At 63.2% G+C, this 26,552-nt stretch carries 25 protein-coding genes; 6 read left to right on the forward strand and 19 right to left on the reverse strand.

All coding sequences use genetic code 11. From position 1 onward, the window contains the following. Nucleotides 1-103 precede the first annotated feature (103 nt). The 4 genes from LQ215_RS08585 to LQ215_RS08600 all read right to left on the reverse strand — a co-directional run bounded on the left by LQ215_RS08585 (nt 104) and on the right by LQ215_RS08600 (nt 4,313). Nucleotides 104-1,219 carry an NAD(P)/FAD-dependent oxidoreductase gene (locus LQ215_RS08585; protein WP_230148836.1) on the reverse strand — a complete coding sequence of 372 codons (1,116 nt, stop codon included), beginning with the start codon at nt 1,217-1,219 and terminating at the stop codon, nt 104-106. Continuing rightward, nucleotides 1,216-2,148 carry a 4-hydroxyproline epimerase gene (locus tag LQ215_RS08590; RefSeq protein ID WP_230148838.1) on the reverse strand — a complete coding sequence of 311 codons (933 nt, stop codon included), beginning with the start codon at nt 2,146-2,148 and terminating at the stop codon, nt 1,216-1,218. Before LQ215_RS08590 ends, LQ215_RS08585 begins: the two co-directional genes overlap by 4 nt. 112 nt (nt 2,149-2,260) lie before the next feature. After that, nucleotides 2,261-2,932, reverse strand: coding sequence for a GntR family transcriptional regulator (locus tag LQ215_RS08595; protein ID WP_230148840.1), 672 nt, complete (start codon nt 2,930-2,932; stop codon nt 2,261-2,263). Between the two features lie 214 nt (nt 2,933-3,146). Beyond that, nucleotides 3,147-4,313, reverse strand: a complete 1,167-nt coding sequence (locus LQ215_RS08600) for an MFS transporter (protein ID WP_230148842.1) — start codon at nt 4,311-4,313, stop codon at nt 3,147-3,149. Between the two features lie 137 nt (nt 4,314-4,450). Between LQ215_RS08600 and LQ215_RS08605 the strand changes: the two genes are divergently transcribed. Beyond that, nucleotides 4,451-5,833: a PLP-dependent aminotransferase family protein gene (locus LQ215_RS08605; protein ID WP_230148844.1), complete on the forward strand. Its 1,383-nt coding sequence runs from the start codon at nt 4,451-4,453 to the stop codon at nt 5,831-5,833. 397 nt (nt 5,834-6,230) lie between these two features. Beyond that, on the forward strand, nt 6,231-8,372 hold the full coding sequence (locus tag LQ215_RS08610; protein WP_230148846.1) for a TonB-dependent siderophore receptor: 2,142 nt from the start codon (nt 6,231-6,233) through the stop codon (nt 8,370-8,372). A 66-nt stretch (nt 8,373-8,438) separates the two neighbouring features. On the opposite strand, the gene LQ215_RS08615 is transcribed toward LQ215_RS08610, so the two are convergent. Together LQ215_RS08615 and LQ215_RS08620 are read right to left on the reverse strand one after the other, a co-directional pair. Further along, nucleotides 8,439-9,173, reverse strand: coding sequence for an SDR family NAD(P)-dependent oxidoreductase (locus LQ215_RS08615; protein WP_230148848.1), 735 nt, complete (start codon nt 9,171-9,173; stop codon nt 8,439-8,441). 314 nt (nt 9,174-9,487) lie between these two features. Next, nucleotides 9,488-9,694 carry a tautomerase family protein gene (locus LQ215_RS08620; RefSeq protein WP_003202537.1) on the reverse strand — a complete coding sequence of 69 codons (207 nt, stop codon included), beginning with the start codon at nt 9,692-9,694 and terminating at the stop codon, nt 9,488-9,490. Between the two features lie 128 nt (nt 9,695-9,822). On the opposite strand from LQ215_RS08620, the gene LQ215_RS08625 reads away from it, so the two are divergent. Next, entirely contained in the window at nt 9,823-10,746 is a 924-nt protein-coding gene (locus LQ215_RS08625; protein WP_230148850.1) for a LysR family transcriptional regulator, read from the forward strand. A 181-nt stretch (nt 10,747-10,927) separates the two neighbouring features. Here LQ215_RS08625 and LQ215_RS08630 read toward each other — a convergent pair whose 3' ends face one another. Together LQ215_RS08630 and LQ215_RS08635 are read right to left on the reverse strand one after the other, a co-directional pair. Beyond that, on the reverse strand, nt 10,928-11,362 hold the full coding sequence (locus LQ215_RS08630; RefSeq protein ID WP_003202535.1) for a nuclear transport factor 2 family protein: 435 nt from the start codon (nt 11,360-11,362) through the stop codon (nt 10,928-10,930). Between the two features lie 303 nt (nt 11,363-11,665). Further along, a complete protein-coding gene (locus LQ215_RS08635; RefSeq protein WP_230148852.1) occupies nt 11,666-12,562 on the reverse strand; it encodes a LysR substrate-binding domain-containing protein in 897 nt (298 codons plus the stop codon). A gap of 107 nt (nt 12,563-12,669) precedes the next feature. On the opposite strand from LQ215_RS08635, the gene LQ215_RS08640 reads away from it, so the two are divergent. The 3 genes from LQ215_RS08640 to LQ215_RS08650 all read left to right on the forward strand — a co-directional run bounded on the left by LQ215_RS08640 (nt 12,670) and on the right by LQ215_RS08650 (nt 16,889). After that, the gene (locus tag LQ215_RS08640; RefSeq protein WP_230148853.1) at nt 12,670-14,067 is read left to right on the forward strand and encodes an MFS transporter; all 1,398 of its coding nucleotides are present in this window, start codon (nt 12,670-12,672) and stop codon (nt 14,065-14,067) included. Further along, nucleotides 14,064-15,338, forward strand: coding sequence for a glucarate dehydratase family protein (locus LQ215_RS08645; RefSeq protein ID WP_230148855.1), 1,275 nt, complete (start codon nt 14,064-14,066; stop codon nt 15,336-15,338). Before LQ215_RS08640 ends, LQ215_RS08645 begins: the two co-directional genes overlap by 4 nt. 366 nt (nt 15,339-15,704) lie before the next feature. After that, nucleotides 15,705-16,889 carry a porin gene (locus LQ215_RS08650; RefSeq protein WP_230148857.1) on the forward strand — a complete coding sequence of 395 codons (1,185 nt, stop codon included), beginning with the start codon at nt 15,705-15,707 and terminating at the stop codon, nt 16,887-16,889. Nucleotides 16,890-17,105: 216 nt separating this feature from the next. Here LQ215_RS08650 and LQ215_RS08655 read toward each other — a convergent pair whose 3' ends face one another. The 11 genes from LQ215_RS08655 to LQ215_RS08705 form a co-directional block, all read right to left on the reverse strand. Next, on the reverse strand, nt 17,106-18,602 hold the full coding sequence (locus tag LQ215_RS08655) for a nitrite reductase (protein WP_230148859.1): 1,497 nt from the start codon (nt 18,600-18,602) through the stop codon (nt 17,106-17,108). Next, nucleotides 18,599-19,441 (reverse strand): uroporphyrinogen-III C-methyltransferase, encoded by an 843-nt coding sequence (gene cobA, locus LQ215_RS08660; protein WP_230148861.1) that lies wholly within the window; start codon nt 19,439-19,441, stop codon nt 18,599-18,601. The genes LQ215_RS08655 and cobA overlap by 4 nt, the downstream gene beginning before the upstream one ends. A gap of 40 nt (nt 19,442-19,481) precedes the next feature. After that, nucleotides 19,482-20,660 (reverse strand): heme d1 biosynthesis radical SAM protein NirJ, encoded by a 1,179-nt coding sequence (gene nirJ / locus LQ215_RS08665; protein WP_230148863.1) that lies wholly within the window; start codon nt 20,658-20,660, stop codon nt 19,482-19,484. Between the two features lie 108 nt (nt 20,661-20,768). Then, complete coding sequence (gene ahbB, locus LQ215_RS08670) at nt 20,769-21,338, reverse strand: siroheme decarboxylase subunit beta (protein WP_230148865.1); 570 nt, start codon at nt 21,336-21,338, stop codon at nt 20,769-20,771. Continuing rightward, entirely contained in the window at nt 21,313-21,756 is a 444-nt protein-coding gene (locus LQ215_RS08675) for an Lrp/AsnC family transcriptional regulator (protein ID WP_230148867.1), read from the reverse strand. Before LQ215_RS08675 ends, ahbB (LQ215_RS08670) begins: the two co-directional genes overlap by 26 nt. After that, the gene (gene ahbB, locus LQ215_RS08680; protein ID WP_230148869.1) at nt 21,749-22,261 is read right to left on the reverse strand and encodes a siroheme decarboxylase subunit beta; all 513 of its coding nucleotides are present in this window, start codon (nt 22,259-22,261) and stop codon (nt 21,749-21,751) included. The genes LQ215_RS08675 and ahbB (LQ215_RS08680) overlap by 8 nt, the downstream gene beginning before the upstream one ends. Continuing rightward, nucleotides 22,258-22,716: an Lrp/AsnC family transcriptional regulator gene (locus LQ215_RS08685; protein ID WP_046065825.1), complete on the reverse strand. Its 459-nt coding sequence runs from the start codon at nt 22,714-22,716 to the stop codon at nt 22,258-22,260. The genes ahbB (LQ215_RS08680) and LQ215_RS08685 overlap by 4 nt, the downstream gene beginning before the upstream one ends. A 2-nt stretch (nt 22,717-22,718) precedes the next feature. After that, nucleotides 22,719-23,897 (reverse strand): cytochrome D1 domain-containing protein, encoded by a 1,179-nt coding sequence (locus LQ215_RS08690; protein ID WP_230148871.1) that lies wholly within the window; start codon nt 23,895-23,897, stop codon nt 22,719-22,721. Then, the gene (locus LQ215_RS08695; RefSeq protein ID WP_230148872.1) at nt 23,894-24,223 is read right to left on the reverse strand and encodes a c-type cytochrome; all 330 of its coding nucleotides are present in this window, start codon (nt 24,221-24,223) and stop codon (nt 23,894-23,896) included. The genes LQ215_RS08690 and LQ215_RS08695 overlap by 4 nt, the downstream gene beginning before the upstream one ends. 176 nt (nt 24,224-24,399) lie before the next feature. Next, nucleotides 24,400-24,708 (reverse strand): c-type cytochrome, encoded by a 309-nt coding sequence (locus LQ215_RS08700; protein WP_003182369.1) that lies wholly within the window; start codon nt 24,706-24,708, stop codon nt 24,400-24,402. A gap of 24 nt (nt 24,709-24,732) precedes the next feature. Further along, a complete protein-coding gene (locus tag LQ215_RS08705) occupies nt 24,733-26,412 on the reverse strand; it encodes a cytochrome D1 domain-containing protein (protein ID WP_230148874.1) in 1,680 nt (559 codons plus the stop codon). Nucleotides 26,413-26,552: the final 140 nt, after the last annotated feature.

The raw sequence follows: 26,552 nt of genomic DNA on the forward strand, positions 1-26,552 counted from the left end.
CAGCAGACCCAAAACAGGGCCGCTTCGCGCCCCAGCGGGAGCAAGCTCCCTCGCCACAGGGTCAACCCTATCCCCGGAGCAAACAGGGGATGTGTGTCGGGCTTCAGGCATGAGCCGGTTCTCCCAAAAAACGCTGCGGCAGGTAAGGCTGCGCGGCCAGTGGTGGGGGTTCGTCGAACAGCTGCGCGACGAGCAGGTCGGCCGTTGCCGGCGCTGTTGTGACGCCCAGGCCTTCGTGACCCACCGCCAGCCACAGCCCTTGGTGCTGCGGATGTTGACCCACCAGCGGTAAGCCGTCGGGGCTCGCTGCGCGAAAACCGGTCCAGGCCCTGATGCCGTTCAGGTGCGCCAATCCTGGCAAGTAGTCGACGGCGCGCTTGAGCATCTTCGCCAGCATCCAGCCTTCCACCTGCGGGTCGACGGTGCCGAACTGCCGCGAGGCGCCGATGAACAGTTGCCCGGTCGGGCGTGGTTGGATATTGCACGCCACCGACGGTCCACTGGCGTTATGGGCGCTGGTGACGTAGCCCAGCTCCACCAGGGTGTGGGTGACGGTGGCGGGGTAGCGGTCGGTGATCAGCAAGTGGCCCTTCTTCGGCACGATCGGCAGCTCCGGGCACAATTCAGTGGCCTGGATGCCATTGGCGAGGATCACCGCTTCGGCGCTCAACCAGCGACCGTCGTCGAGGCGCACGCGAGCGCCGTCGACTTCGCTGACCTGCGCCCGTTGCTGGCGAATGTTGGGCGCGTCGAGCATCCAGCGCGCGGCCGCCGGGGCGTAGAGGATGCCGTCGCCCTTGATCAGCAGCCCACCTTCCAGCCCTGGGCGCAGCTCGGGTTCACGCTGATGCAGCGCGGCGTGGCCGATCAATTCACAGGCTTCGCCATGGGCCAGCAGGTTCAGGTATTTGCTATGGGCCACCGCCATTTCTTCGGCATTGGCCGCCAGCCACAAGGTGCCGTTGTTGCGCCAGGCGCAGCCGTCGGGCAGGGCGGGGGCCAGTTCGCGCCAGCGTTGCAGGGAATATTGACTGAGGGCCAGTTCCGCCGGGTTGTCATCGAGCACCAGCAGGTGCCCCATACCGGCCGCCGTGGCGCCGTGCCAACCGGCGTCCAGCACCAACACGTTGACGTTGCGTCGGGCCAACGCCTGGGCGCAGGCCGCACCGATGATGCCTGCGCCAATGATGATCACGTCGGCGGCATGACCCTCGCTCACGGACGAATGCCCCAGGCGAACGGGTCATCCGCTTCGATGATCAGCGTGGTTTCAGCGCTGATGTAGGCGCGACCGCGAATGGTCGGCACGATGCGCTCGCCCGAGTGCTCGTAGGAGCCCTCGAACTCGCTGCCAATGACACTGGCCTGGCGCCAGATCTGGCCGGGTTGCAGTTTTCCATCGGCCGCCAGGCACGCCAGTTTGGCGCTGGTGCCGGTGCCGCAAGGGGAGCGGTCATAGGCCTTGCCCGGGCAGAGCACGAAGTTGCGGCTGTCGGCTTGCGGGTCGTCGGCAAACAGTTCGATGTGGTCGATCAGGCCGCCGTCCTCGCCGCGAAAACCCTGCTGCTCCAAGGCTTGCTGCACGGCGTAGGTGTAGGCGGTCAACGCGTCGAGGTTATCGCCGGCCACGCGTTGGCCATGTTCGGCGATCAGGAAAAACCAGTTGCCGCCCCAGGCCACGTCGCCCACCACCTGGCCGATGCCGGGCACCTCCAGGGCCAGCGCCTTGCGATAACGGTAGGCCGGCACGTTGCGCACGCTGACCGAGCGGTCTTCGTGCAAGGTTGCCTGTACCGTGCCCACTGGGGTTTCGATGCTGTGCACGCCGGGGCCGATCTTGCCCAGGTGGGCCAGTGACGCCACCAGGCCGATGGTGCCGTGGCCGCACATGCCCAGGTAGCCGCTGTTATTGAAAAAGATCACGCCGGCACAGGCGCTGGGGTCCACCGGCTCACAGAGCAGCGCGCCCACCAGCACATCGCTGCCCCGCGGTTCGAGCACGCAGGCGCTGCGCCAGGCGTCGTGTTCCGTGGCCAGGCGTTGCTTGCGCTCGGCCATGCTGCCCTGGCCCAGGTCAGGGAAACCGTCGGTGACCAGTCGGGTCGGTTCGCCGCCGGTATGGGAATCGATCACGGTGATACGTTTCATGGGAGGGCCACGTCCGTTCAGATGAGTGACGGCAAGCGTGGCCCGCGCCGGGGGGCGACGGCTTGAGGGTTTTATCTGTCGCCGATGACGAAATCGGCACAGTGCCAATCCATCAATGGCTGGAAGGCAGGAACTTGAACAAGGTCTCGCAGACCCCGGCGATGTGTTCGTCCAGCAGCATCACCGCACGCTCGACGTCACCGGCGCGGCAGGCCTTGATGATTTCCCGGTGCTCGTGATCGGCGCGCTCCTTGCCCGCCGAAAGGCTCATCTGCATGCGCAAGTAGCGCTCCAGTTTGTCATGGACCGAGCGGATCAAACCCACCATGAAGGGCCGTTGCGCCGGTTCGTAGAGGCAGGCATGCAGTTGCCAGTTCAGTTCGGCCCAACGCCCGACGTCGTCTTCACCGATGAACTCCCGGCAGATGCTTTCGGCACGGGCGAAGGTGGCTTCGGTCATGTTGGGAATCGCCAGGCGCAGCACTTTGTCTTCCAGGAGCATTCGCACTTCGAACATCTGCGCCAGCTCCGCCTCGGAAATGCGCGTCACCATCGCCCCGCGATTGCGCTGGAACATCACCAGGCCCTCGGCCTCCAGGCGCTTGAGGGCTTCGCGCACGGGGATCTTGCTGACGTTGAACTGCCGGGCGATGTCATCCTGGCGAATGGGCTCGTCCTCGGCAAAGTGCCCGGCCACGATGGCATCGCGCAGGTGGCGGGTGATGATTTCCGAGGTGGAAGGGGTGTTGCCCAGGTCAGGCAGGTTGAACTTGGATAAAGTCACGGCGGCGGGTCGTTCGGCTTAGGTGGGGATATGGTATACGACTTTGCCGAGCGCGGTGTCCCAGTGGGGTTTCAGCCAGCCCTGTTGGTTCCGGGGATAGGATGGACTTTGTGGCGAGGGAGCTTGCTCCCGCTGGGCTGCGCAGCAGACCTGGGATTTTGCGATTGCTGCGCAATCGAGCGGGAGCAAGCTCCCTCGCCACAAAGTTTGGTGTTCAGCCGTTGGACAGCTGGGTCACATAGGCCTGCGTCCGGACGATGCGCCATCCGGTGATAGACGCCCCCGCCAGCAGCGCCAGGCCGAAGACGATCAACGCCACGTCCGCGCCGAAATGATCGGCCAGCAACCCGGTCACCACCACCGGGATGCTGAACCCGACATAGGCGAACAGGAAGAACCCGGCGCTGACCCGGGCCTTTTCCGTGCCGGCCATGGCCGTGACGGCTGACAGCCCGCCCAGGTACAGGAAACCGTAGCAGGCGCTGCTGGCGCCCAGTGCTCCGAGCAACACGGCGAGCAGGGAGCCGGCGCTCGCGCCCCAGGCCAGCAACGCGTAGCTCGCGGGCAGGATCAACAGGCCCAGGCCCGTGGCCCTGGCCGGGTGCATGCGCCGAACCCAAGGCTGGAAGAGCAAGCCGCAACTGATGACCGTGAAGGTCGACAGGCCCGACCAACGCTGCAAGTCGTGGGTCGCCAGTACCGAAGGCAATATGGCGATGACCAGGCCCGAGGTCGCCCAGGCCAACAGCATGGAAAAACTGTAGGGCAGGCTGCCGGCGGGAAACAACGGCAGGCGCAGCAGCGGTGCGTCTTTGATTTTCAGCGCCGGGTCCGGTAGGCGCCAGACCACGACGATCGCGATGGCGGCCAACATCAGCTGCAACCAGAAGCTGCCGGGCGTGGCGCTGTGATGGACGAACAGGAACAGGCTGGTCAACGCCGCGCCCAGGCCAAAGCCCAGGGAGGTGCTGGCGGTGACCCGGTTGGCCGGCGAGCGGGTATCGCGGGTTGCCATGAGCTCGGTCATATAGGCGGTTGAGGTGGCCGAGGCCAGCCCCGTGCCGACCCCCATCATCAGGCGCGCCACGCCCAGCGCCACCAGGTTCGGCCAGAGCATGGTCACCAGGGTCGCCAGCATCGACAGCCCGAGCGCGACCAGGATCAACGGCTTGCGTCCCACCCGGTCGGCCAGCCCGCCGAACGCCAGCAGGACCGGCAGTACGCCCAGCACATAACCGGAAAACGCCACCGCCGTGGCGCCGGCCCCGTAACCGGACAACTGCGCGTAGGTGGTGTACAGCGGCGCCTGCAGGTTGACCGCGAGGGTGATCAGGCAAAGGCCGAAAGCCAGTCCCCAGGAATGTCGATGCTGTGGGTTCAAGGGTGTTCCTTAAAGGGTGTGCATGAAGTCCCGGGGACTATCACTGCCGGGCACAACGCAAACAAGGAACAGGTCCAGGCCATTTGTGTTTAACTGTTCGCTCAAAATTCGAGAACACTTAGCCAAGAGTGCCAGCCGTGGACCTGAAGATCGATCGCAACGTTGCCGAGCCCGTGATCCGGCAGCTCGTGACGCACCTCATGGGTTGGATCAACGCCCATGGCATCCGCCCCGGCGCGCGCATGCCATCCATTCGCCAACTGGCCCGGGAAAACGGCCTGAGCCAGTCGAGCGTGATCAAGGCCTATGACCAACTGGTCGCCAACGGGGTGCTGGAGTCCCGGCATGGCGCGGGTTTTTTTGTCGCGCAGCAGTTGGTCCGACCCGCGGAGCCGGAAATGGATAACGTGCGGTGGCGGTTGTTCGACAATGAATCGACGCAGCTCAAGCTGGGGTGTGGCTGGCTGCCCGATGCCTGGCGCGACGACACCGACCTGGCCCAGGCGATCCGCCAAGTGGTGCGCAGCGACAACCACGCGTTGTTCAACTACAGCACCCCGTTGGGTTCGCCTCAATTGCGTCTGCACCTGCAAAAGCGCCTGGGCCTGATCGACATTCACGTCGACCCGGCGCAAATCATCACCACCCAAGGCGCCAGCCAGGGCCTCGACCTGCTGGTGCGAACCCTGCTCAAGCCCGGTGACCTGGTGCTGGTGGAAAGCCCCGGCTACTACAACCTGTTCAATCTGCTGAAGCTGCATGGGGTCCAGCCCCTGGCGGTGCCAAGAACCGCGCAAGGCCCGGACATCGCCCGCCTGGAACAGCTTCTCGGCGAGCATAAGCCTTCGTATTTCTTCATCAACAGCATGTACCAGAACCCCACCGGCACCAGCCTGGCGCCGAGCGTGGCCTATCGTCTGCTGCAACTGGCAACGGCCCATGACTTTCGCCTCATCGAGGACGACATCTACGCCGATTTCCAGAATGGCCCAACCTCACGCCTGGCCTCCCTGGATGCCCTGGACCGGGTGATCTACCTGGCGAGTTTTTCCAAGACGCTGTCCAGTTCGCTGCGCATCGGTTACGTGGTCGCCCATCCCGAGATCATCCAGCGCCTGGCCGAAGTCAAGATGATTACCGGCATCGGTTGTTCGCTGCTGGCGGAAAACGTGGTGGCGACGTTGCTGGCCAACGGTGCTTATCGCAAGTTGATCCAGCGCTTGCGCCTGCGCCTGAACAAGCAGATGGCAAGTACGCTGCGCCAACTGGACCCGGCCCACTGGGAAGTATTTGCCGAGCCGATGGGGGGCCTGTTCGTCTGGGCCAGGCCGCGGTGCCTGGCGGCACAACGGGTGCAGCAGATCGCCCGGGAGCTGCAAATCCAACTGTCCCAGGGCTCGACGTTCCTGCCCCAGGGCGAGGCGTGCGACTGGTTGCGGTTGAACGTGGCCTATACCCAGGATCATCGTGCGCAGGTGTTCTTCCAGCGGGTGGAGCAGGAGTCGATTGGGGTGGCTTAGTCAGCTTTTGGATGAATGGCTTAGTCCGCTATCGCGAGCAAGCTCGCTCCCACATTGGATCTTCAGCGGGTATAAACCTTGTGGTTGGCCCCAGCCCCCTGTGGGAGCGAGCCTGCTCGCGATAGCGGCCTGGCATTCAACATTGATGCAAACTGACCCGACGCCATCGCGAGCAGGCTCGCTCCCATATTGGATCTTCAGTGGGTATAAACCTTGTGATTGGCCCCGGGTCCGCTGTGGGAGCGAGCTTGCTCGCGATGACGGACTGACTGGTCACAAAAAACAACAGTGTTAATGGGAATAGATATCAAACAACAATGAGTTGCTGTATCTTTCGCGACACATTCTTGTCAGCCTCCCAGGTGGGTGGCTTTTTTTCCATTAGGATTGTGCATCGATGCGTCGGATTCTCGTTTCACTGTGTGTGCTCCAGGCTTATTCCGTTTCCACCTGGGCAGAAGAGCCAATCCCTGCCGCCCCGGCGACCCTTGAGCTGCAAGCCACGGACATCGTCGGCACTGCTGACTATGAATCAGCACAGGGCCCGGTAAAGGGCTATCACGCCACCCGTTCGGCCAGTGCGACCCGTACCGACACGGCGATCCATGAAACCCCGCAATCCATTTCAGTGGTGTCCCGCGACGTGGTCGAAGACCTCGGCGCCACGCGCCTGCAAGACGCTCTCGATTATGCCGGCGGGGTAGGCCGGGGCAACAACTTCGGCGGCCAGGGCCTGACGACTTTCACCGTACGCGGTTTCACCACCGGAGAGTTCTACCGCAACGGTTTCCCGATCAACCGTGGTTACCCGAACATGCCGGACGCCAACACCATCGAGCGCCTGGAGGTGCTGCGCGGCCCGGCCACCATGCTTTATGGCCGTGGCGACCCGGGCGGTACCTTCAACGTGGTATCCAAGCAGCCATTGGCCGAGCGCACGGTGACCCTGGGCAGCCAGGTCAGCGACCAGGGGATGCGTCGCGGTACGCTGGACGCCTCCGGTCCATTGGACGAAGAAGGGCGCCTGGCTTATCGCCTGAACGTGATCGGCGAGGGCGGCGATACGTTCCGCGACCACGTCGAGACCGAGCGCTACGGCATCGCGCCGGTGGTGAGCTGGCAGGTTAACGACACCACGCGCCTGACCTTCGAAGGCGATTTCATGCGCAACAATGCGCCGCTGGACCGTGGCCTGACCCATTACGCCGGCCAGCGCGGCACCGCGTCGCGCGATACGTTCTTCGGCGAAAAAGACGCCGGCAAGCTGCACAACGACAACAACATGCTGCAGGTGCGTTTCGAGCACATGCTCAACGACGACTGGACCCTGGCCGGTGGTACCCAATGGCTCGACGGCACCTTGCAGGGCAATGCCGTGGAGGGCAACAGCATCGGCGCCGATGGGCGTACCCTGAGTCGCAACTTCAACTACCGCAAGCTGGAATGGACCGACCGCGACACCCAGCTTAACCTCACCGGGCATTTTTCCACCGGCGGGTTCGAGCACACGTTGCTGACAGGCATCGAGTATGAGGACTACGACTACCAGTCCATCATCCAGCGTTCCTCCGGCGCCGCCGGTGCCTACCCGATCGATATCTTCGACCCGGTGCATGGCCAGCCACGCCCGGCCTTGACGCGCAAGCCCACCGATGACCAGGAAAACCTCAAGACGTTTGGTGTGTTCGTCCAGGATCAGGTGGCGCTGACTGAGCGTTTGAAGCTGTTGGCCGGGGCGCGTTTTGAGCGGTTCGAGCATCAGTACGAGAGTTTCGTCCCGCAGAACCCGCCCGGTAGCCGGAACTGGGACGTCACCGACAGCGCCGTCACTCCGCGCCTGGGTGTGATCTACGACCTGACCGACACCGTGGCGGTCTACGCCAACACCGCCCGCTCGTTCAAACCCAACAGCGGTGCCAGTCGCGAAGGTGGCGGGTTCAAGCCGGAAGAGGGCAAATCCTACGAAGTGGGCGTCAAGTGGGAAGCGCTGGATCGCCAGTTGAGCGTCGATGCGGCGGTTTACCAGATCGAAAAACGTAACGTGCTCACCACTGACCCGGTGGACTCCACCTTCAGCGTGGCCGCCGGCGAAGTGCGCAGCCGTGGTTTCGACCTGAACGTGGCGGGCAATCTGACGCCGGAGTGGCGCGTGATCGGTGGTTACGCCTACGTCGATGCCGAGGTGACCAAGGACATCAATATCCCGTCCGGCACGCGCTTGCTCAACGTGCCCAAGAACACCTTCAGCCTGTTGAACGTCTATGAGTTCCAGGATGGCGGCCTCAAAGGGCTGGGCCTGGGGCTAGGCGCCAAGTATGTGGATGAACGGGCCGGCCAGACGGCGGCGAATGCGTTCTCCATGGACAGCTATACGGTTGTGGACCTGCTCGGCTACTACAAGGTCAACGAGCGGATCCGCCTCAACCTGGACCTGAAGAACCTGTTCGACGCCGACTATGAAGAAGGTGCATTCGGTAACGTCTATGCCTACCCAGGCGCACCGCGGACCGTGCAGGCCGGTATCTCCTACACGCTCTGAATCCAACGCGTCATGAAAACCCCGAAGGCTTTGCCTCCGGGGTTTTTCTTTTTACCACTTGCCTCTTTACCACTTGCCTGTGCTCATCCCGCCGTCCACCGGCAGTATCGCGCCTGTCGTGAAATCGGCGCCCGCCAGGTACAACACGGCCTCGGCAATTTCCTCGATGGTGCCCACGCGACCGGCCGGGGCCAGGTTGTCGAGGAATGCGCGGTGCGCCGGGTCGTGCATGGGCGTGTCGATGATGCCGGGGGCGACTGCGTTGACCTTGATGTTGTGGGGCGACAGTTCCAGGGCCAGGGCGCGGGTCATCTGGTTGACGCCGCCCTTGATCAACACCGGCAGTGCGGCCGGCACCTGGATGTTCGCTTGCAGGGCAACGGCGGCCGAAATGTTGATGATGAAGCCTTGCTGGCGCCCGATCATGTGCGCGGCAGCGGCCTGGCTGGCGTAGACCAGGCCCTTGAGGTTGGTGTCGAGCAGTGCGTCCAGGTCCTGGGGGCTGTATTCGACGAAGGGTTTTGGCAGGAAGAAACCGGCGTTGTTCACCAGCCCGTCAACGGCGCCAAACGCCGCGACGGCTTGGCTGATGAGGGCGGTTGAAGTGGCCGGGTCGGCGATGTCGCCAGCCACGCCGATGAAACCGGCCGGGTGGCCGAGCTCGGCGGCGGCAGCGTCCAGGCCGGACGGGGAGCGGGCATTGCCCACCACGTTATACCCCCGACCCAGGAACGCCTTGACCAAACCCAGGCCGATCCCGCTGGAAGCGCCGGTGATGATGACGGTTTTGTTGAGGCTCATGATTGACTCCTGATCACATTGAGTTGAACCGGTGCGCCTGTGTTGGCGGTGGTTGAGCTCAGGGTATTGATGCGCCAGGGTTTGATAAATAAGGCTTCTGGTACTTGAGTTGATACGTCATGTAATCAATGGCAGGGCCACACATAACCCCTGTGGGAGCGAGCTTGCTCGCGATAGCGTCAGGCCAGTCGGTATTGATGTTGACTGACACACTGCTATCGCGAGCAAGCTCGCTCCCACAGGATTGTCAGGCTGTCCGGTTGGCAGGCAGAAAAAAGCCCGGTCAATCGGACCGGGCTCTCAAGAGCAGAGCGTTATTCCTTGGGAAGACTTCGATACTGCGTCGTCGTCATCCCCGCGTATCCCCAATTATCCGTGTCGACTTCCTCGATCACGATATGGGTCAAGTGCGGGTCCTTGCCCAACACACGCTGGAGGGTTTCGGTGATTTCGGAAATCACCTGGGCTTTCTGTTCACGGGTGACGCCGTCTCGGGTAATTCGCACATTGACGAAAGGCATGTTGCACTCCAGCTGATGGGAAATGGACGCAGGACAACGCCCGCGAGTTGCAAGGCCACTGTATTTATACGCCACGGACTGATAAACAGGTATTTGGAAACTTCAGTTGATACGCGGTGTAACGAATCATGAAGCGTCATTTCGAAGACCTGCAGTTGGGCAGCATAGAACTGTTCTGCCTGGCGGCGGAGGCGGGCAGCTTCACGGCGGCGGCGCAGTTGGCGGGGGTTACCCCGGCGGCGGTGAGCCGTTCTATCTTTCGCCTGGAAGAGCGCCTGGGCTCACGGCTTTTCGTGCGCACCACCCGCAGCATTCGCCTGACCGAAGCCGGCAAGACCTATTTCGAACAATGCCGCCAGGCGTTGACGCAACTGGTCGAGGCGCAACAGGAAATGATGGGCGCGCAATCGGTACCGTCCGGGCAACTGCGCATCAGCCTGCCCACCACCTACGGCCATCACCGCATCCTGCCCTTGCTGCCGGCCTTCCGGGCGCTGTACCCGCAAGTGACTGTGGACCTGCACCTGAGCAATCGAAACATTGATTTCGTTGCCGAAGGTTATGACCTTGCCATCCGGGTGCGGGCCCAGCCCGACTCGTCGATGATCGCCCGGCTGCTGGAAGACGCAAAACTGGTGGTGGTCGCGTCTCCGGACTACCTGCGCAAGGCCGGCACGCCGCAAACCGTCGAGGAGCTGGACGAGCACGAGTGCATCCAGTTCGAATTGCCCAGCAGCGGGCGACGGATTTCCTGGTTGTTCAAGGTCGAGGGCAAGGAAAAGGAGGTGTTCGGCGAAGGGGGTTACTGTTGTTCGGACGATGTGCTTGGTGGCGTGACACTGGCCAAGCATGGTGCCGGTTTGTTCCAGACTTACAAATTCATCGTCGAACAGGAGCTGGCCAACGGGCAGTTGGTGGAGGTGCTTGCGCCTTTCGCGGGGCGCTCACGTCCGTTTACCTTGCTGTATCCCCACGGACGGTACGTGCCGCAGCGGGTGCGGGCTTTTGTGGATTTCCTGTTGCAGTACCGGGAGCGGTGGGCCAGAGCCTGAAGCAAGGCGTCAGGGCTGAAAAGATACTCTGTGGCGAGGGAGCTTGCTCCCGCTGGGCTGCGTAGCGGCCCCTTTTTTGCGGCTGCTTCGCAACCGAGCGGGAGCAAGCTCCCTCGCCACAATGGATCACCCTAAGCTCAAATAATGCGCTTGCCGCAGAGATTCCCGGCCTAGCCCGCTATCAGAACCGAAACGCCTGACGACCGATCAGCAGCCATTTGCCATTCTTCTGCTTCTGCCAGATCTGGAAATTCTCGATCTCCGTTGGCACCACCTCAGTGCCCTTGAGCGCCTGGGCCGAGAAGTGGTTGCGCACCAGCGCCACATCACCGGACAGGGTGATTTTCTGGTTCTGCATTTCCAGGGTTTTGAACGCACTCTTGCCCGTTTCGATGTCGGCGATGAAGGCTTTCTTGTCCTGGATGTTGCCGCTGGAGTGCCCGTAGGTCAGGTTCTCGGCAGCCAGTGCCTGGAGTTGCGGGATGTCTTTGTGCAGCATGGCTTGGGTCAGGTGGTCGACGGCCTGGGCCACTTCCTGCTCGGCCGATGAAGTGGCTGCCGCTGCGTAGCCGCTGAACAGGCACAAGAAGCTGATGACCAATGTCGCTTTTTTCATGGGGATTTCCTTATTTTTGTAGGTATCGGGAACACGAGCGATTATTAGCTCGTCGGTCATCGTACAACTACTTGAGTAGAACTGGAATAGACCGCTAGGGTGCAGGCCTTGTGCCGGAGCTGTACCGGAGCTGTGTAGGAGCTGTCGAGTGCAACGAGGCTGCGATCTTTCCCCAGACACTCGAGTTCCAGGCGAAAGATCAAAATCAAAAGATCGCAGCCTTCGGCAGCTCCTACACAAGTCCAGCGAGAACAAACGCCCTCGCCACAGGTTTCACACACCGCAGCTTCGGCGATAGTGCCTTCAGAATCCCTCCCGAACCGCCCCCCGAATCCCTTCCAGCAACATGGTAAACGCCGGGTTGTCGTTGTCCTCGCGCCACACCAGGTGCAATTCGCTCTGCACCCCTTCGCCCAGGTCGATTTCGCGAAACACCACCTGCTTGAACACCACGCTGCTGGCGCAACGCGGTACCAGGGCCAGGCCCATGCCGGCGTTGACCAGCGCCAGGATCGTCAACGATGACCCCAGCCATTGCACGAATTGTGGCGCGACCTGGGCCGAGCGGAGCATGCCGGTGAGCAGTTCGTTGAAGGGCGGGTAGGCGGCGTGGGAGTACATCAGGAACGGCTGTCCATCCAGGTCCTGGACGCTGACGGTCTCGGCGCTGGCCAACGGATGCGCGGCGGGCACCGCCAGCACGAAGGGTTCGCGCACCAGGCATTCGGTGGCGTAGCCGGTTTCCAGCAGCGGCGAGCGGACGATGCCCAGGTCGATGCGCCGAGCGCGCAGGGCCTCGTGCTGCTGGTAGGTGTTCATTTCCGCCAGGACGATTTTGACCTGGGGCTGTTTCAGCCGGGCCTCGGCAATCACCTTGGGCAGAAACTCGTACACCGCGCTGCCGACGAAGCTGATGGTCACCGAACCAATGTCGCCCTGGGCATAGCGCCGGGCGGCGATGGCGGCTTGTTGGGCCTGTTCCAAAAGGTTCTGCGCTTCGATGAAAAACGCCCGGCCGGCGGCCGTGAGCGCCACGCTGCGGGTGCTGCGGGTGAACAGTTCGACGCCCAGGTGGTGCTCCAGCAATTGGATCTGCCGGCTCAGGGGAGGCTGGGTCATGTTCAGGCGTTCGGCGGCGCGACGGAAGTTGAGTTCGGTCGCCACGGTGGTGAAGCAGCGTAGCTGGGCCAGTTCAAACATTGATTTAATCCAGGTATCAATCAAGTGCCAAGTTAGATTAGACGGGAACAATCCACCGCGTCCATCATCGTCCCGTTCCTCACAAAAACAATGATCGGGAGGCACCCTTGAATAACGTAACGGACTCCACCCATGACAGCACCCTGGCGCTCGCGGCGGCCAAGGTCAAACGTCATGTCCTGCCGTTGGTGGTGGTGATGTTCATCGTCAACTACATCGACCGGGTCAACATCGGCTTCGTGCGCAGCCACCTGGAAACCGACCTGGGCATCGGCGCCGCGGCCTATGGGCTCGGCGCGGGGCTGTTCTTCGTCGGCTACGCGCTGTTCGAAGTGCCGTCCAACATGCTGTTGCAACGCTACGGCGCACGGGCCTGGCTGACGCGCATCATGTTCACCTGGGGCGCGGCGGCCATGGCCATGGCTTTTGTGCGCGGTGAGACCAGTTTCTATGTGCTGCGCTTCATCCTTGGCGCGGCGGAGGCGGGGTTCTTTCCCGGCATCATCTACTACTTCACCCAATGGCTGCCCGCCAACGAGCGCGGCAAGGCGATGGCGATCTTCCTCAGCGGTTCGGCCATTGCCTCGGTGATTTCCGGCCCGGTGTCCGGCGCCTTGCTGCACATCAGCGGTATGGGCCTGCATGGCTGGCAGTGGATGTTCCTGATCGAAGGTTTCGCTTCCATCGTGCTGTGCGGGTTTGTCTGGTTCTGGCTGCAATCGCACCCGAGCCAGGCCAAATGGCTGACGGCTGAAGAAAAAACCGTATTGATCGCCGCCATCGCCGAGGAGCAACGGGCCCGGGAAGCCGCGCAAGTGATCAAGCCGTCGATGTTCAAGTTGCTGGCCGACCGGCAGATCGCGCTGTTCTGTTTCATCTACTTTTCCATCGCCCTGACCATCTACGGTGCCACGTTCTGGCTACCGAGCATGATCAAGAAAATGGGCAACCTGGGGGACTTCCAGGTTGGTTTGCTCAACTCCATCCCATGGATCATTTCCATCATCGCGATGTACGGCTTTGCCGCCCTGGCCGGCAAATGGAAATTCCAGCAGGCCTGGGTCGCGGTGACGCTGGTGGTCGCCGCGTTCGGCATGTTCATGTCCACCACCGGCGGACCGATCTTTGCCTTCGTGGCGATCTGTTTTGCGGCGATCGGTTTCAAGGCGGCATCGGCGTTGTTCTGGCCGATTCCCCAGGGTTACCTGGATGCGCGCATCGCGGCGGCGGTGCTCGCCTTGATCAACTCCATCGGCAACCTCGGCGGCTTTGTCGCGCCGACGGCCTTCGGTTTCCTGGAGCAGACCACCGGCTCCATCGAGGGCGGCCTGTATGGGTTGGCCGCGACTTCGCTGGTCGCCGCCGTGGTGATCTTTTTCGCCCGCACCACGCCCAAGCGCGACACCCCGGATTCATTGTCCGGTCGGCCCGAAACCGTTACCAAAGCCGATCAGCCGGACCAACACCACGCCTCGAACCTTGGCCCATCGGGAGCCGCTGTATGAAGATCAAACGCGTTACCGTCACCCCCATCGCTTTTCGCGATCCACCCTTGCTCAACGCCAGTGGCATCCATGAACCGTTCGCGCTGCGCTCGATCATCGAGATCGAGAGCGACAACGGTTACATCGGCCTGGGCGAGAGCTACGGCGATGCGCCGGCGCTGGCGATCCAGCAGCAGTTACAGAGCCAGTTGATCGGCCTGGATCCGTTCAACCTCAACCAGTTGCGGGCGATCGTCCAGGCGACCGTCGCCGCGCAGAAACCGGCCAGCGTTGCCGGGGCCGAACTGGCGCCGGGCTCCCATGCGAGCAAGGCAGTGAGCAATGCCTATTCGGCGTTCGAAGTGGCCTGCCTGGACTTGCAGGCCCATTACCTGAACGTGCCACTGGTGGACTTGCTGGGCGGGGCGATTCGCGACGAAATACCGTTCAGCGCCTACCTGTTTTTCAAGTACGCCGAGCACATCGACTCGCCGTACCCGCCCGACAGTTGGGGCGAGGCGCTCAATGAACAGCAGATCGTCGCCCAGGCCCGGCGGATGATCCAGGACTATGGCTTCAAGAGCATCAAGCTCAAGGCCGGCGCCCTCGATCCGGAGCATGAAGTCGCCTGTATCAAGGCGCTGAAGCAGGCGTTTCCCGGCTACCCGTTGCGCATCGACCCCAATGGCAACTGGTCCTTGGAAACCTCGATTCGCATGGCCGAGCTGCTGGGGGATGACTTGCAGTATTACGAAGACCCGACGCCAGGGCTGGAAGGCATGGCCGAGCTGCACAAACGCACGGGGCTGCCGCTGGCGACCAATATGGTGGTCACCGATTTCGATGAGTTCCGCCGCAGCGTGGCACTGAACAGCGTGCAGATCGTGTTGGCCGACCATCATTACTGGGGCGGCCTGCGCGACACCCAGGCCTTGGCGAAAATGTGCAGCACCTTCGGCCTGGGCGTGTCGATGCATTCGAACTCGCACCTGGGCATCAGCCTCATGGCCATGGCCCACGTGGCGGCCGCGGTGCCGAACCTGGACTACGCCTGTGACACCCATTACCCGTGGCAGGAGCCGGATGAAGAAGTGATCAAGGGCGGCAAGCTGCCGATTGTCGACGGCTGCGTGAAGATCACCCGGGCGCCGGGCCTGGGCTTGGAGCTGGACCGGGATCAACTGGGCAAGCTGCATGAGCAGTTCCTCAGTTGCGGCATCCGTCAGCGTGACGATGTGCGCCAGATGCAGCGCTACCGGCCGGATTGGAAGACCGTCAAGCCGCGGTTCTGAGCCGAAGGCGAGGGGCCTGCTGCGCAGGCCAGCGGGAGCAAGCTCCCTCGCCACAAAAGCTGGATTTGACTTCAATTTTGAGTGTGGGTGCGACCCCTGTGGCGAGGGAGCTTGCTCCCGCTGGGCTGCGCAGCGGCCCCAAACCAGCCAACTCGGTACGACTGCCCAATGAGTTAATCCTCGCAGGTCCCTGCGGCCCACACCCAAAGTACCGCACCCGCCAGCCTCGCCGTCTTACACCCAAACTGCCGCGCCGGGCCGGCGCTTCCAAAGCATCCGCCAATTGCCTCCAAGGCAGCGTATGACGCGCCCGGGTGCCTTTCGATAATCGCCTCCGACATCCCGTCCCCTGTTGCGGAGCGCGCCATGCACAACAATAAAAATACCCGCCAACGTTTTTTGCCTGCGGTCATCGTAGGTGTTTCGAGCCTGGGCCTGATGCCTTGGGCCAACGCCGAAATCATGCTGTACGACAAGGACCAGACCACCTTTTCCACCGACGGCTACATCAACGCCTTTTACGTCAACAGCGACGTCGACCGCGCGGGTGAGCAGTACGACCGTCGGCAGGCGCGGGTCAAGATGGGCTTCTTGCCCAACTACCTGGGCTTCAACATGGGCAAGCAGGTCGATGACCTCAAGCTCGGTGCCCGGGCCTCGTTCTGGGTGACCATCAACGACAGTGAAACCAATGGCACCGACACCGCCATCGACGTGCGCCAGTTCTACGGTACCGTGGCGAACCCGGAGTGGGGCGAAGTGCTGATCGGTAAGGACTTCGGCCTGTTTGCCCGCTCCAACATCCTGCTGGACGAACTGCTCGCCGGTTACGGCCAGGTCAGTGACACCCTGGGCTTGGTGGACGGTGGCGGCGTCTCGTTCGGCAACATCGGCAGCGGTTATCCGTATCCGTTCCCGACCTCGCAGATCACCTACCGCACCCCGGTGATGGAGGGCTTGCGCGTGGCGGTGGGGATCATGGACCCGGTGGACACCAACGATAACAGCGCCACGGGCAAGGCCTATCAGGAAAACCCGCGCACCGAGAGCGAGATCACCTACCAGTTCGACCTGGGCGGGGCGAAGATCTACAGCTGGCTCAACGGCAGCTACCAGACCTCGGACAACACCGACTCCAGCGTCGAATCGGTTACCTCCAAGGGCCTGGGGTACGGTGTACAGGCGAAGATGGGCGGATTGTCGCTCACCGGCTCTGGGTTCCAGGCCAAGGGCATCAACCCGTTCTTCACCAACAACGCCGGTGAAGCCACCCTGCGCAATGTCGACAGCAAGGGCTACCTGTTGCAGGGTTCCTACAAGCTGGGCAAGAACCGCCTGGCGTTGTCCTACGGCAAGACCGACGACGACGGCAACGGCGTGGTGGGCAGTGGCGCCGATTACGAAACCCGTGGCGTCGCACTGTTCCACGACATCAACGACAACCTCAAGCTCGTGGCCGAGTACAACCAGTTCGAAATCAACGGCCACGACACCAGCGCCCAGAACGAAGACACCGACACCTTTGCGGTAGGGGCGGTGCTCACCTGGTAAGGGTGACCCCCTTCAATTGAGGTGTATCAGGTCGGCTTTTGGGGCTGCTGCGCAGCCCAGCGGGAGCAAGCTCCCTCGCCACAAGAGCAGTTTTGAGTACGGGTGCAACCCTGTGGCGAGGGAGCTCCCGCTGGGGCGCGAAGCGGCCCTGAGACCTGACACCCTGGTGTCTCAGATCGATTGATATTGGGGGCTGCGCATCAGCCCCCCTTTTTTTCAGTGTGACGTCCCCTCGGCGAACTCGATCTTGTTGCCGACGTTGTACTTGCCCGATGGCTTGTTCATGGGCAGGCGCTTGATTTCCTTGAGGGTGTCGCTGTCGTAGACGATCAGCGCGCCATCGGTATCCCAGATGCTCAGCAGCAGGTAGCGGCCATCGCGAGTGAACTCGACGTGGGCGGCGGTTTTGCCGGGCATGGGTCGCAGGGTGTGGGCGATTTCCAGGGTCTGTTTGTCGATCAGGTGGATGGCATCGTTGTCCGGGCCGAAGAACACGTCGGTCCAGGCGTAGCGCGAGTTGACGTGGCTGCGCAGGAAGAAACCCGGCCCCAGGGTGGGGATCTGCTTGATGACTTTCCAGGTGTCGAAGTCGATCACCGAAATCAGCCCCTTGCTGATGTTGGGCGTGGCGAACACCCAGTGCCCATCGCGTTTCCAATAGGTCCCCGAGCCCAGGTGCGGCATGCCCGGCAGCGCGATGTCGGTGACGATCCGCCCGGTGTCGAGGTCGATCACCTGGCCGCCCTGGGCCTTGCGCGAGGTGGCGAGCAACTGCCGGTAATCGGGCGAGAAGGAAAAATCATCGAGGTAATCCTCGGCCTCGATCCGCCTGGGCACAAAGTCCGGATTCGGGCCGGTGGACAGTTCCCAGACCTCTTTCACATCTTTCAAGGCGACGATGAAGCTGTTACGCGGCGGCGCGGTATAGACCGCACTGACCCGCGACGCCTGGCCGTCCAGCCCCACCGTTGCAATGGTCTTGACCAGTGACAGGTCGCGGGCATCCAGCACCACCAGGTTGCCGGGCAGGGTGTTGCCCACTAGCACCCAGCGCCCATCCTTGCTCACCGCCAGGTTGCGGGTGTTGAGCCCGGCCCGCACCTCGGCGATGAGGGTGAGGTTATGCAGGTCGTACAGGCTGATCCAGCCGTCCCGGGAGGCGAAATAGACGAAGCGTCCGTCCGGCGAAAACTTCGGTCCGCCATGCAACGCAAAGTGTGAGGCGAAGCGCGCCAGGACCTCGAAGCGATCGCCGTCGACGATATCCACGTGATGGTCGCCAGCTTCCACCACCACGAACAGGTTCAGCGGGTCGGCGTGGTGCTGGGGTTTATTAGGCAGGCTGGCGACATCCGCCAGCAGGCGATGGCTGCGGCGCGTGTCGTCCTCGCTCCAGGTTGGTTCGACGGCGGGCGGACGCTGGAGATAGTGGGTCAGGCCATCGATCTGCGCTGGTGCCAGCACCGCACCGAATGCCGCCATCTGGCTGGCCGGACGGCCATTTTCGATCACCTGGCGGATTTCGTCGGGCTTGATCCGACTCAGGCTCTGGGGCAACAGCGCCGGCCCGGCGCCGCCGATGCGATTGACCCCGTGGCATTGCTGGCAGTGTTGCTGGTAGTTCTGTTCGGCCAACGCCAGGTCCGGTGCGGGCGCCTGGGCGCCGTGGACAGCACCGATCCATAGCAATGGGGCAAGCCAGCCGATTCTCATGAGGCCGCCCTCGCGATACTTGGCTGCAGCGGCAGGGCCGGGCGCAGGCGGGCCGGATGCTCCAATGCCTGATGGGCAAACAAACCAACCACCTTGCCGATCACCGTCAAGGTCGGCAGGCCTTCGGCGCAGGCCCGTGCCATCTCCGGCAGTTGCTGGAGGGTGCCGCGCAGGACCTGCTGGTCGGGGCGCGTGCCGTTGCTGATCAGCGCCGCTGGCGTATCCGCCGCCAGGCCCGCCGCGATCAGCTGTGCGGCGATGGTGCCGAGGTTCGACAAGCCCATGTAGAACACCAGGGTCTGGCTGTCATCCGCCAGGCTTTGCCAGGGCAGGTTCAAATCGCCTTCGCGTTGCAAATGACCAGTGATGAAACGACAGGAATTGACCAGGTCGCGATGGGTCAGGGGAATGCCGGCATAGGTGCTGCAACCGGCCGCGGCGGTGATGCCGGGCACGACTTGGCAATCGATGCCGCGGGCCAGCAGATACTCCAGCTCCTCGGCGCCGCGACCGAAGATGAACGGATCACCGCCCTTGAGTCGCACCACCCGCTGTCCCTGGTCGGCCAGGTCGGCCAGCAGTTCGTTGATCTGTGGCTGGGGCAGGCTGTGGCAACCGGCGGCCTTGCCGACGTAGTGCCGGGCGCAGGTCAGCGGGATCAGGCTGAGCAACTGCGAACTGATCAAGCGGTCGTAGACCACCGCGTCGGCCTGCATCAACAGGCTCCAGGCGCGCAATGTCAGCAGGCCCGGGTCACCGGGGCCGGCGCCGACCAGGGCGACTTCACCCGATCTGAAGGGCGATTGCAGGGCAGCGGGCAAAACGATGGAGGCAGGCATGGGACTTCCTTGGTTCGGTATCAGGTTCGCCGTCGGTTGATCAGGCGCAGGGCATCGCAACGCTGGGGATCGCGTGCAAGCCGATTTCTTCGTCGCTGAGGTGGCAGCCGGGGTCCTGGCCCCACAGGTCGCCGTCGGCCCAGGCGCGGGTGCGGGTATTGCCGTTGCAGATCGCCAGCCAGCGGCATTGCCCGCAGCGACCGCCCACGGCCCGGGGGTGTTCGCGCAGCTTCAGCAACAGGGCATCGGGGCGATCGAGCCAGAGGGTCTTGAATGGCGTCTGGCGGACATTGCCCACCGAGTGCTGCCACCAGTACGTGTCGGGGTGAACCTCGCCGGTATTGTCGATGTTGGCGATGCCGCTGCCCGACGCGTTGCCGCCCCAGGCCCGCAGCATCTGCTCCAGTGCGGCGTAGTGTTGAGGCAGGCGCCGGGATACCCATTGCAGCAACAGGATCGCGTCAGCGTCGTTGTTGCCGCTGACGAAGTCACTGTCGCGGCCCTGTTCGATGTCGCGCCAGGCCCGCTCGAAGATCAGGGTCATGGCCTCGCGGCCCATCTGCTGATGGGCATCGAGCTTGCGACTGCGCTTGCCCCGGCCGCTGTAGTTGAGGTGCGACAGGTAGAATTTCTGCACGTCGTACTCATTCATCAAGTCCAGCAAACGCGGCAACTGGGCATGGTTCTGCTGGGTGAGGGTGGTGCGCAACCCGACCCGGATGCCTTGCTCGCGGCAAAGCCGAATGGCCGCCATGGAGCTGGCGAAACTGCCCTTGAGCTGGCGGAATTCATCGTGGGTCGCTTCCAGGCCATCGATGCTGATGCCGACGTAATCGAAGTTCGCCGCCGCAATCTGGTCGATATTGGAAGCGTCGATCAGCGTGCCGTTGGTGGACAAAGCGAGGAAAAAACCTTTGCCACGGGCATAGGCGCTGAGTTGGAACAGGTCCTCGCGCAACAGCGGTTCGCCGCCGGACACGATCAACACGCGCACGCCGGCATCGTGCAAGTCGTCGATGACCTGGAGCGCCGCCGGGGTGTCCAGTTCATCGCGAAACACGCTGTCGGCCGACGTTGCATAGCAGTGCTTGCAGGTCAGGTTGCAACGTCTGAGCAGGTTCCAGATCACCACTGGCGGGCGGTGGCTGCCCGGTGGCGCGACACGTGGGGCGGGGCAGTTCCCGGCCAGGGCCCGCAGGTAATGGCTGATCCTCAACATAAAGCGCTCCTTGGGTCGGCGAATGGGTTCAGCGCGGCTTATCCCCGCGTTGTGGGAGCAAGGTTTGGTGGGAGCAAGGCTGGCCCGCGATGAAGCCGATGCGGTCCTTCATAAAACCGACGCATCTGTTTCGCCAGCAAGCTTTGCTCCCACAGGCGAAAGGCGCAGGCCGGTTTTTTTCAGGATGCGGCTGCTCACCAGCATGTCGTCGGCGGCGCAGGCGTCCCCCAGCAGGTAGCGCAGGTGTTCGCGGTAGCTGTCGATTTCTTCGCGGCTGCGGCCATGGACCATGGCGAACAGGTTGTAGCGCCAGCCGGGCCGGCGCGGGCGTCGGTAGCAGTGGCTGACGAAGGGCTGCGCCCCCAGCAGGGCACCGAGACGCGAGATATCGGCATCGGCCACGTCCCACACCGTCATGCCGTTGTGGCGATAGCCCAGGCGATAGTGGTTGGGCACGGCGGCAATGCGGCGGATCGCACCGTCGGCCTGCAGGCGCTTGAGCAGGTCGAGGGTGGCTTCCACGCTCAGTTCCAGTTGCTCGGCCAGCCAGGCCCAGGGGTCTTCGAGCAAGGGCAGGCCGGCCTGGGTCAGTTCCACCAGGCGCAGTGCCAAGGGTGTTTCATCCAGCCGTGGCGGCGCTTGCCACAAAGATTCAGACGGGGAAATACAGGCCGACATGGTAGGTCTCCTCTTTGGGCAGGTTCAGCGGCACCAGGCCGGTCAGGTGTTCGATGCGCAGCAGGGTGTCGTTGATCGCCTGTTCGCTGGGGCAGGCGAGCACGAACCACATGTTCCAGCTGTGCTCGCGGCGGTAGTTGTGGGCGACCTCGGGCATGTCCGCGAGCAGCTCGGCGATGGCCTCGAAGCGCGGCTCGGGCACCGCCAGCGCCGCCAGGGTGAACGCACCGCCCAGGCGATCGATGTCGAACATCGGGCCGAAGCGGGTGAGTACACCGTCGTTGAGCAGCTCATGCAGGCGGTCGAGCAATTCGCTACTGCTGCTGTCCAGCTCCTGGGCCAGGACCTGCCAAGGGTGGCGCACCAGCGGCAGGCCCAATTGCAGGCGATTGATCAGGCGCCGGTCGAGGTCATCCATCGATACGGGCTCCGGCCGGGGCGGCGAAACGTCCGCCGCATTGCTTGAACAGGTGCGTGCTGAACAGCAACTGGTGGGGCAGGTCGTCCAGCAGATGTTCTTCAAGCAGCGCCTGGACATGGGCCTCGACACGGTCACGCTGGCGACCGTGGATCATGCAGAACAGGTTGTATTGCCACTGGGGCAGGCGCCTGGGGCGTTGGTAGCAAAGGCTGATGCCCGGGGTTTGCCCGAGACGGCGGCCGACTTCATCAACCAAGGCGTCCGGCACGTCCAGCACCAGCATGGCGTTGGCGGCAAAACCCAAGGCGCGATGGTTGACCACCAGGCCGACACGGCGGAACAGTCCCTGTTCATGCCAATGCTGCACCTGCGCGAGCACCTGTTGCTCGCTGGCCTCGATCTGCTCGGCCAGGGCCTGGAAGGGGCGCGGTGTCAGGGGCAGGCCGGTTTCCAGCAAGCGGCGCAGTGCCAGTGACTGTTGTTCGCTCAGGGCGCTTTTCATGGGGTGGCCTCCAGGGCAAAGCCCAGGTCGATGCGGTAGGCGGTCAGCATGGGCAGGTCCAGTGGCGTGAGACCGGTGTCGTTCTCCAGTTCCTGGAGGATGTTTTCCAGGTGGGCGCGGTTGGGGCCGGTCAGCACGAACCACAGGTTGTAGCGATGTTCGCGGGCATAGTTGTGATTGACTTCCGGGTATTGGCTGATGCGGGCGGCCACCTGGTGCAAGCGCTCTTCGGGCACGGCCAGGGCGGCCAGGGTGCTGGCCCCGGCCCGGGTGTGTTCGAACACCGGGCCGACCCGCGACAAGGTCCCGGCCACTTGCAGGTGCTGCAGGCAGTCGATGACCTGGGCTTCGCTGCAGCCCAAGGTCTCGGCCATGGCCCGATAGGGCTCGGCGCACAACGGCAGGCCATGCTGGAATTGATCGATCAGGCGCCGGGCCAGTGAGCTGGAAGTCATGGTCAGTACCCCGGCTTGTGCGCGCGACTGCTGAAGAAAATGCCGCTCGGGCTCAGGGCCGGCAGGCTGTTCAGGCGTTCGAGGCGATAAGGATCCCAGACCTGCACCTGACCACCATCCCGGGCGGACAGCCACAGTTGGTCACCCCGCGCGGTGAACTCCATGTGCAGCACCGCCGGGCCTGGCCGCAGGTCGGCGACGATGGCGTGGGTCTGGGTGTCGATGACCTGGACGCGGTCGTTGTCCGGGTAGGCGAAGTTCACCCACAGCTGCCGGCCGTCCGGTCGCGCCGTGACGAACACCGGTTGGCCGGCCACGGCGATGGCATCGGTCTGCTGCCAATTCTGGGCGTTCATTACCAACACCTGGTGATGCCCGACGGCAGGCACGAAGGCTTGCTGGTCGGCGATGGCCCAGCCTTCCAGATGCGGCATCTTGTACACCGGGAGCCGCTCCTGGCCGCGGCCGTAATGGCCCAGTACCCGTTTCACCCCGCGCTCCGGGTGCCAGAGATCGAGTTGGGCCATGCCGTCTTCACCGAACAGCCCGGCCATGTAATAACGCCCGTCCGGCGTGATCAGCGCATCGTAGGGTTGCTGGCCGATGGCGGTGAACCGCTTGATGATCGGCGTGAGGCCCTGGCTGAAGTCGGCGGTCCAGATCTCGCCAGTGTCGAACAGGCTGAACACGAAGCGTTGCCCGGGCGCGTCCACCAAGCCGACCACCCGTGAGCGTTTTTGGCCGCCGGGCAACGGCGTGGCGGGGATGTCGGCAACCTGCTCCAGGGTCTGGGCATCGAATACCTTGACGCCGCCGGGCTCGTAGTTGGAGACGGCGATCAGCTTGCCGTCCTGGCTGATTGCACCGCCGATGCTGTTGCCGCCCTGGATGATCCGGCGTTCGATGCGTGTGGTCAGCAGGTCGACTTTGCTCAGGCCACCGTCGCGGCCGAACACGTAGGCGTAGCGCTGGTCGCGGGAGAACACCACCGAGGCGTGGGACAAGTCGCCCAGGCCTTCGACGCGGCCCAGGGCGGTGCGGGTGTCGCTTTCAATGATTTGCAGGCTGCCAGTGGCGCGCTCCACCACCACGCCCAAATCGCCGGTGCCGCGCAACGGTGTCTGGGCGCAACCGCAGAGCAGCAGGGCGATGGCGGCGGAGGAGAGCAATGAACGGATCATGAGGCGGGTTTTCCTTGAAGGAGCCGGTCCACCAGCCAGCGAATGTCGTCGGGTGCAAGCAACGGTGCCCAACCGGGCATGGCGCTGCCGGGCCGTCCGAGGGTGACGGTGGCGATAAGGCTGTCGCGGGATTTTCCGGCCAGGGCTTCGTGGGTCAGGGGCGGGCCGAGGCCGCCGGTCATGTACAGGCCGTGGCAGGCGCCACAATCCTGGTCCAGCAGGTGTTGCAGTTGGGACTGGCGCTGGCTGTCGGGAGCGGCCAGCACGCAGGAAGAGAAAACAAAGAGGAGGGTGGCTATCGCGGTGGTAAAACGGTGTCGTTCCATGACGTCCTCCTGATCAAGAAATAAAGTTGGGCGCGGCTTTTGTGGCGAGGGAGCTTGCTCCCGCTGGGCCGCGAAGCAGCCCCTTGGGTTTGCCTGACACACTGAGTCGTCAGGTTGCTATTGGGGCTGCTGCGCAGCCCAGCGGGAGCAAGCTCCCTCGCCACGGGGGTGGGTGGTTATTTAAGGGTCAAGACCCACGCAGCCAGGATCTTGGCTTCTTCTTCCGTCACAGGGTTGGCCGGCATCGGCATCGGTCCCCAGTTGCCTTGCGTACCTTCCTTGATGTGCTTGGCGAGCAGGTCTTGCGCTCCAGGGACGCTGGCGTTTTTCGCCGCGACATCCTTGAGGGCCGGGCCAACCACCTTGGTGTCGATGGAGTGGCAGGCCGCGCAGGGTTTGCTCTTGAACAGCGTCGGGCCGTCTTGTGCCAACGCCGGCAGGCTGTAGGCGGCAGTCAAGGCCAAGGCAATCAGAATAGGCTTCATGGTTTTTCCTCTTATTGATGGGGCTCAATAGATGTCGTGTTGGGTGTTGTAGACGTTGAATTTCCCGGTCGGGGTGATCAGGCGTTTGTCCTTGATCACGTTCTTGACCTTGAGGGTCTTGTCGTCGATCACCACCAGCGCCGACTCGTCTTCCTGGCCACTCCAGACCGAGAACCAGACCTCGTCGCCCGCCTTGTTGTATTCCGGTTGCACCACACGCAGCGCGCCTTTCTTGATACCGGCGTACTCGGCAATCGGCAGCACGGTGTAGCCGGCGTCGAGCTTGTCGATGTCGAACACCGCTACCGACTGGCTGAGCTTGGCGTCGGGGCTGAGGGTGGTGTCGACATACAGGTGACGGGACGCAGGGTGAGTCTTGATGAACAGCGAACCGCCACCCTGACCCTGGAGCGTACTGACCTGTTTCCAGGCGTATTGCGGGTGATTGACCGGGTCGGTGCCGATCAGCGAAACCCCGGCATCGCCCAAGTGGCTGGTGGCCCAGACCGGGCCGTAGAGTGGGTGGTTGAAGTTGGCGCCGCGTCCCGGGTGCGGGGTCTTGCCAACGTCCACCAGGGCGGTGAGCTTGCGTTCCTTGGAGTCGATCACCGCGACCTTGTTGGAGTTGTTGGCGGCCGTCATGAAGTAGCGATGGCTGCTGTCCCAACCGCCGTCATGCAGGAAAGGCGCGGCGTCGATGCTGGTGATGGTGAGGTTCTTGATGTCCTGGTAATTGACCAGCATCACCTTGCCGGTTTCCTTGACGTTGACGATGAACTCCGGCCATTCGTGGGAGGCGATGATCGCTGCGACCCGTGGCTCGGGATGGTATTGCTGGGTGTCGACGGTCATGCCGCGGGTCGAGACGATCTGCTTGGGCTCCAGGGTCTCGCCGTCCATGATGGTGAACTGCGGCGGCCAGTACGAGCCGGCGATGGTGTACTTGTCTTCGTAGCCTTTGAACTTGGAGGTTTCCACGGAGCGGGCTTCGATGCCCACCTTGATTTCCGCGACCTTGGTCGGCTCTTTCGGCCACAGGTCGATCATGTCGATCTTGGCGTCCCGGCCGATCACCAGCAGGTAGCGGCCCGACGCCGAGATGCGCGAGATGTGCACCGCATAACCGGTGTCGATCAGCTTGACGATCTTCTTGCTGTCGCCGTCGATCAGGGCAATCTTGCCGTCGTCGCGCAGGGTCACCGAGAACAGGTTCTGCAGGTTGAGGGTGCTGATCTGCTTGGTTGGCCGGTCTTCGGGTTTGACCAGCACTTTCCAGGTCTTGCGGGTTTCCGCCATGCCCCATTCCGGTGGCGTCGGTGGGGTGTGCTGGATGAACTTGGCCATCACCGTGATCTGGTCTTTGGTCAAGGCATTGGACGTGCCCCAGTTCGGCATGCCGGCGGCCGAGCCGTAGGTGATCAGCGCCTCCAGGTAGGCCTGGCCGCGCGTTTGGGTGATGTCGGGTGTCAGCGGCTTGCCGGTGGCGCCTTTGCGAAGCACACCGTGGCAACCGGCGCAGCGTTGGAAATAGATTTCCTTGGCCGTGTCGAAGTCGGCCTGGCTCAGGTCGGGCGCGCCTTCGGTCTTGACCACGCGGGGTTGTTCCGGCGCAGCGGTTTGGTCGGCGAAGGCGTGGGGGGCGGCCAGCGCTGTACACAGCGCCGTGACCCGTAGGGCCCACGATTTTTTGTGGCTGATCAGCATTCCATTTCTCCTCAGGCGTGTCCCGCGCTGCGCTGTAATTGACGTTCGGCGCGCAGGTTCTTGGTGCGGTGCAAGGCTATGCCCAGGCCGGTGGTTAGCCGCTTGACGGCGATCAAGTTTGCCGGCCTCAGCCCTTGCCA

It is taken from the genome of Pseudomonas brassicacearum (assembly GCF_918698105.1).
GTDB classification, from domain to species: domain Bacteria; phylum Pseudomonadota; class Gammaproteobacteria; order Pseudomonadales; family Pseudomonadaceae; genus Aquipseudomonas; species Aquipseudomonas brassicacearum_F.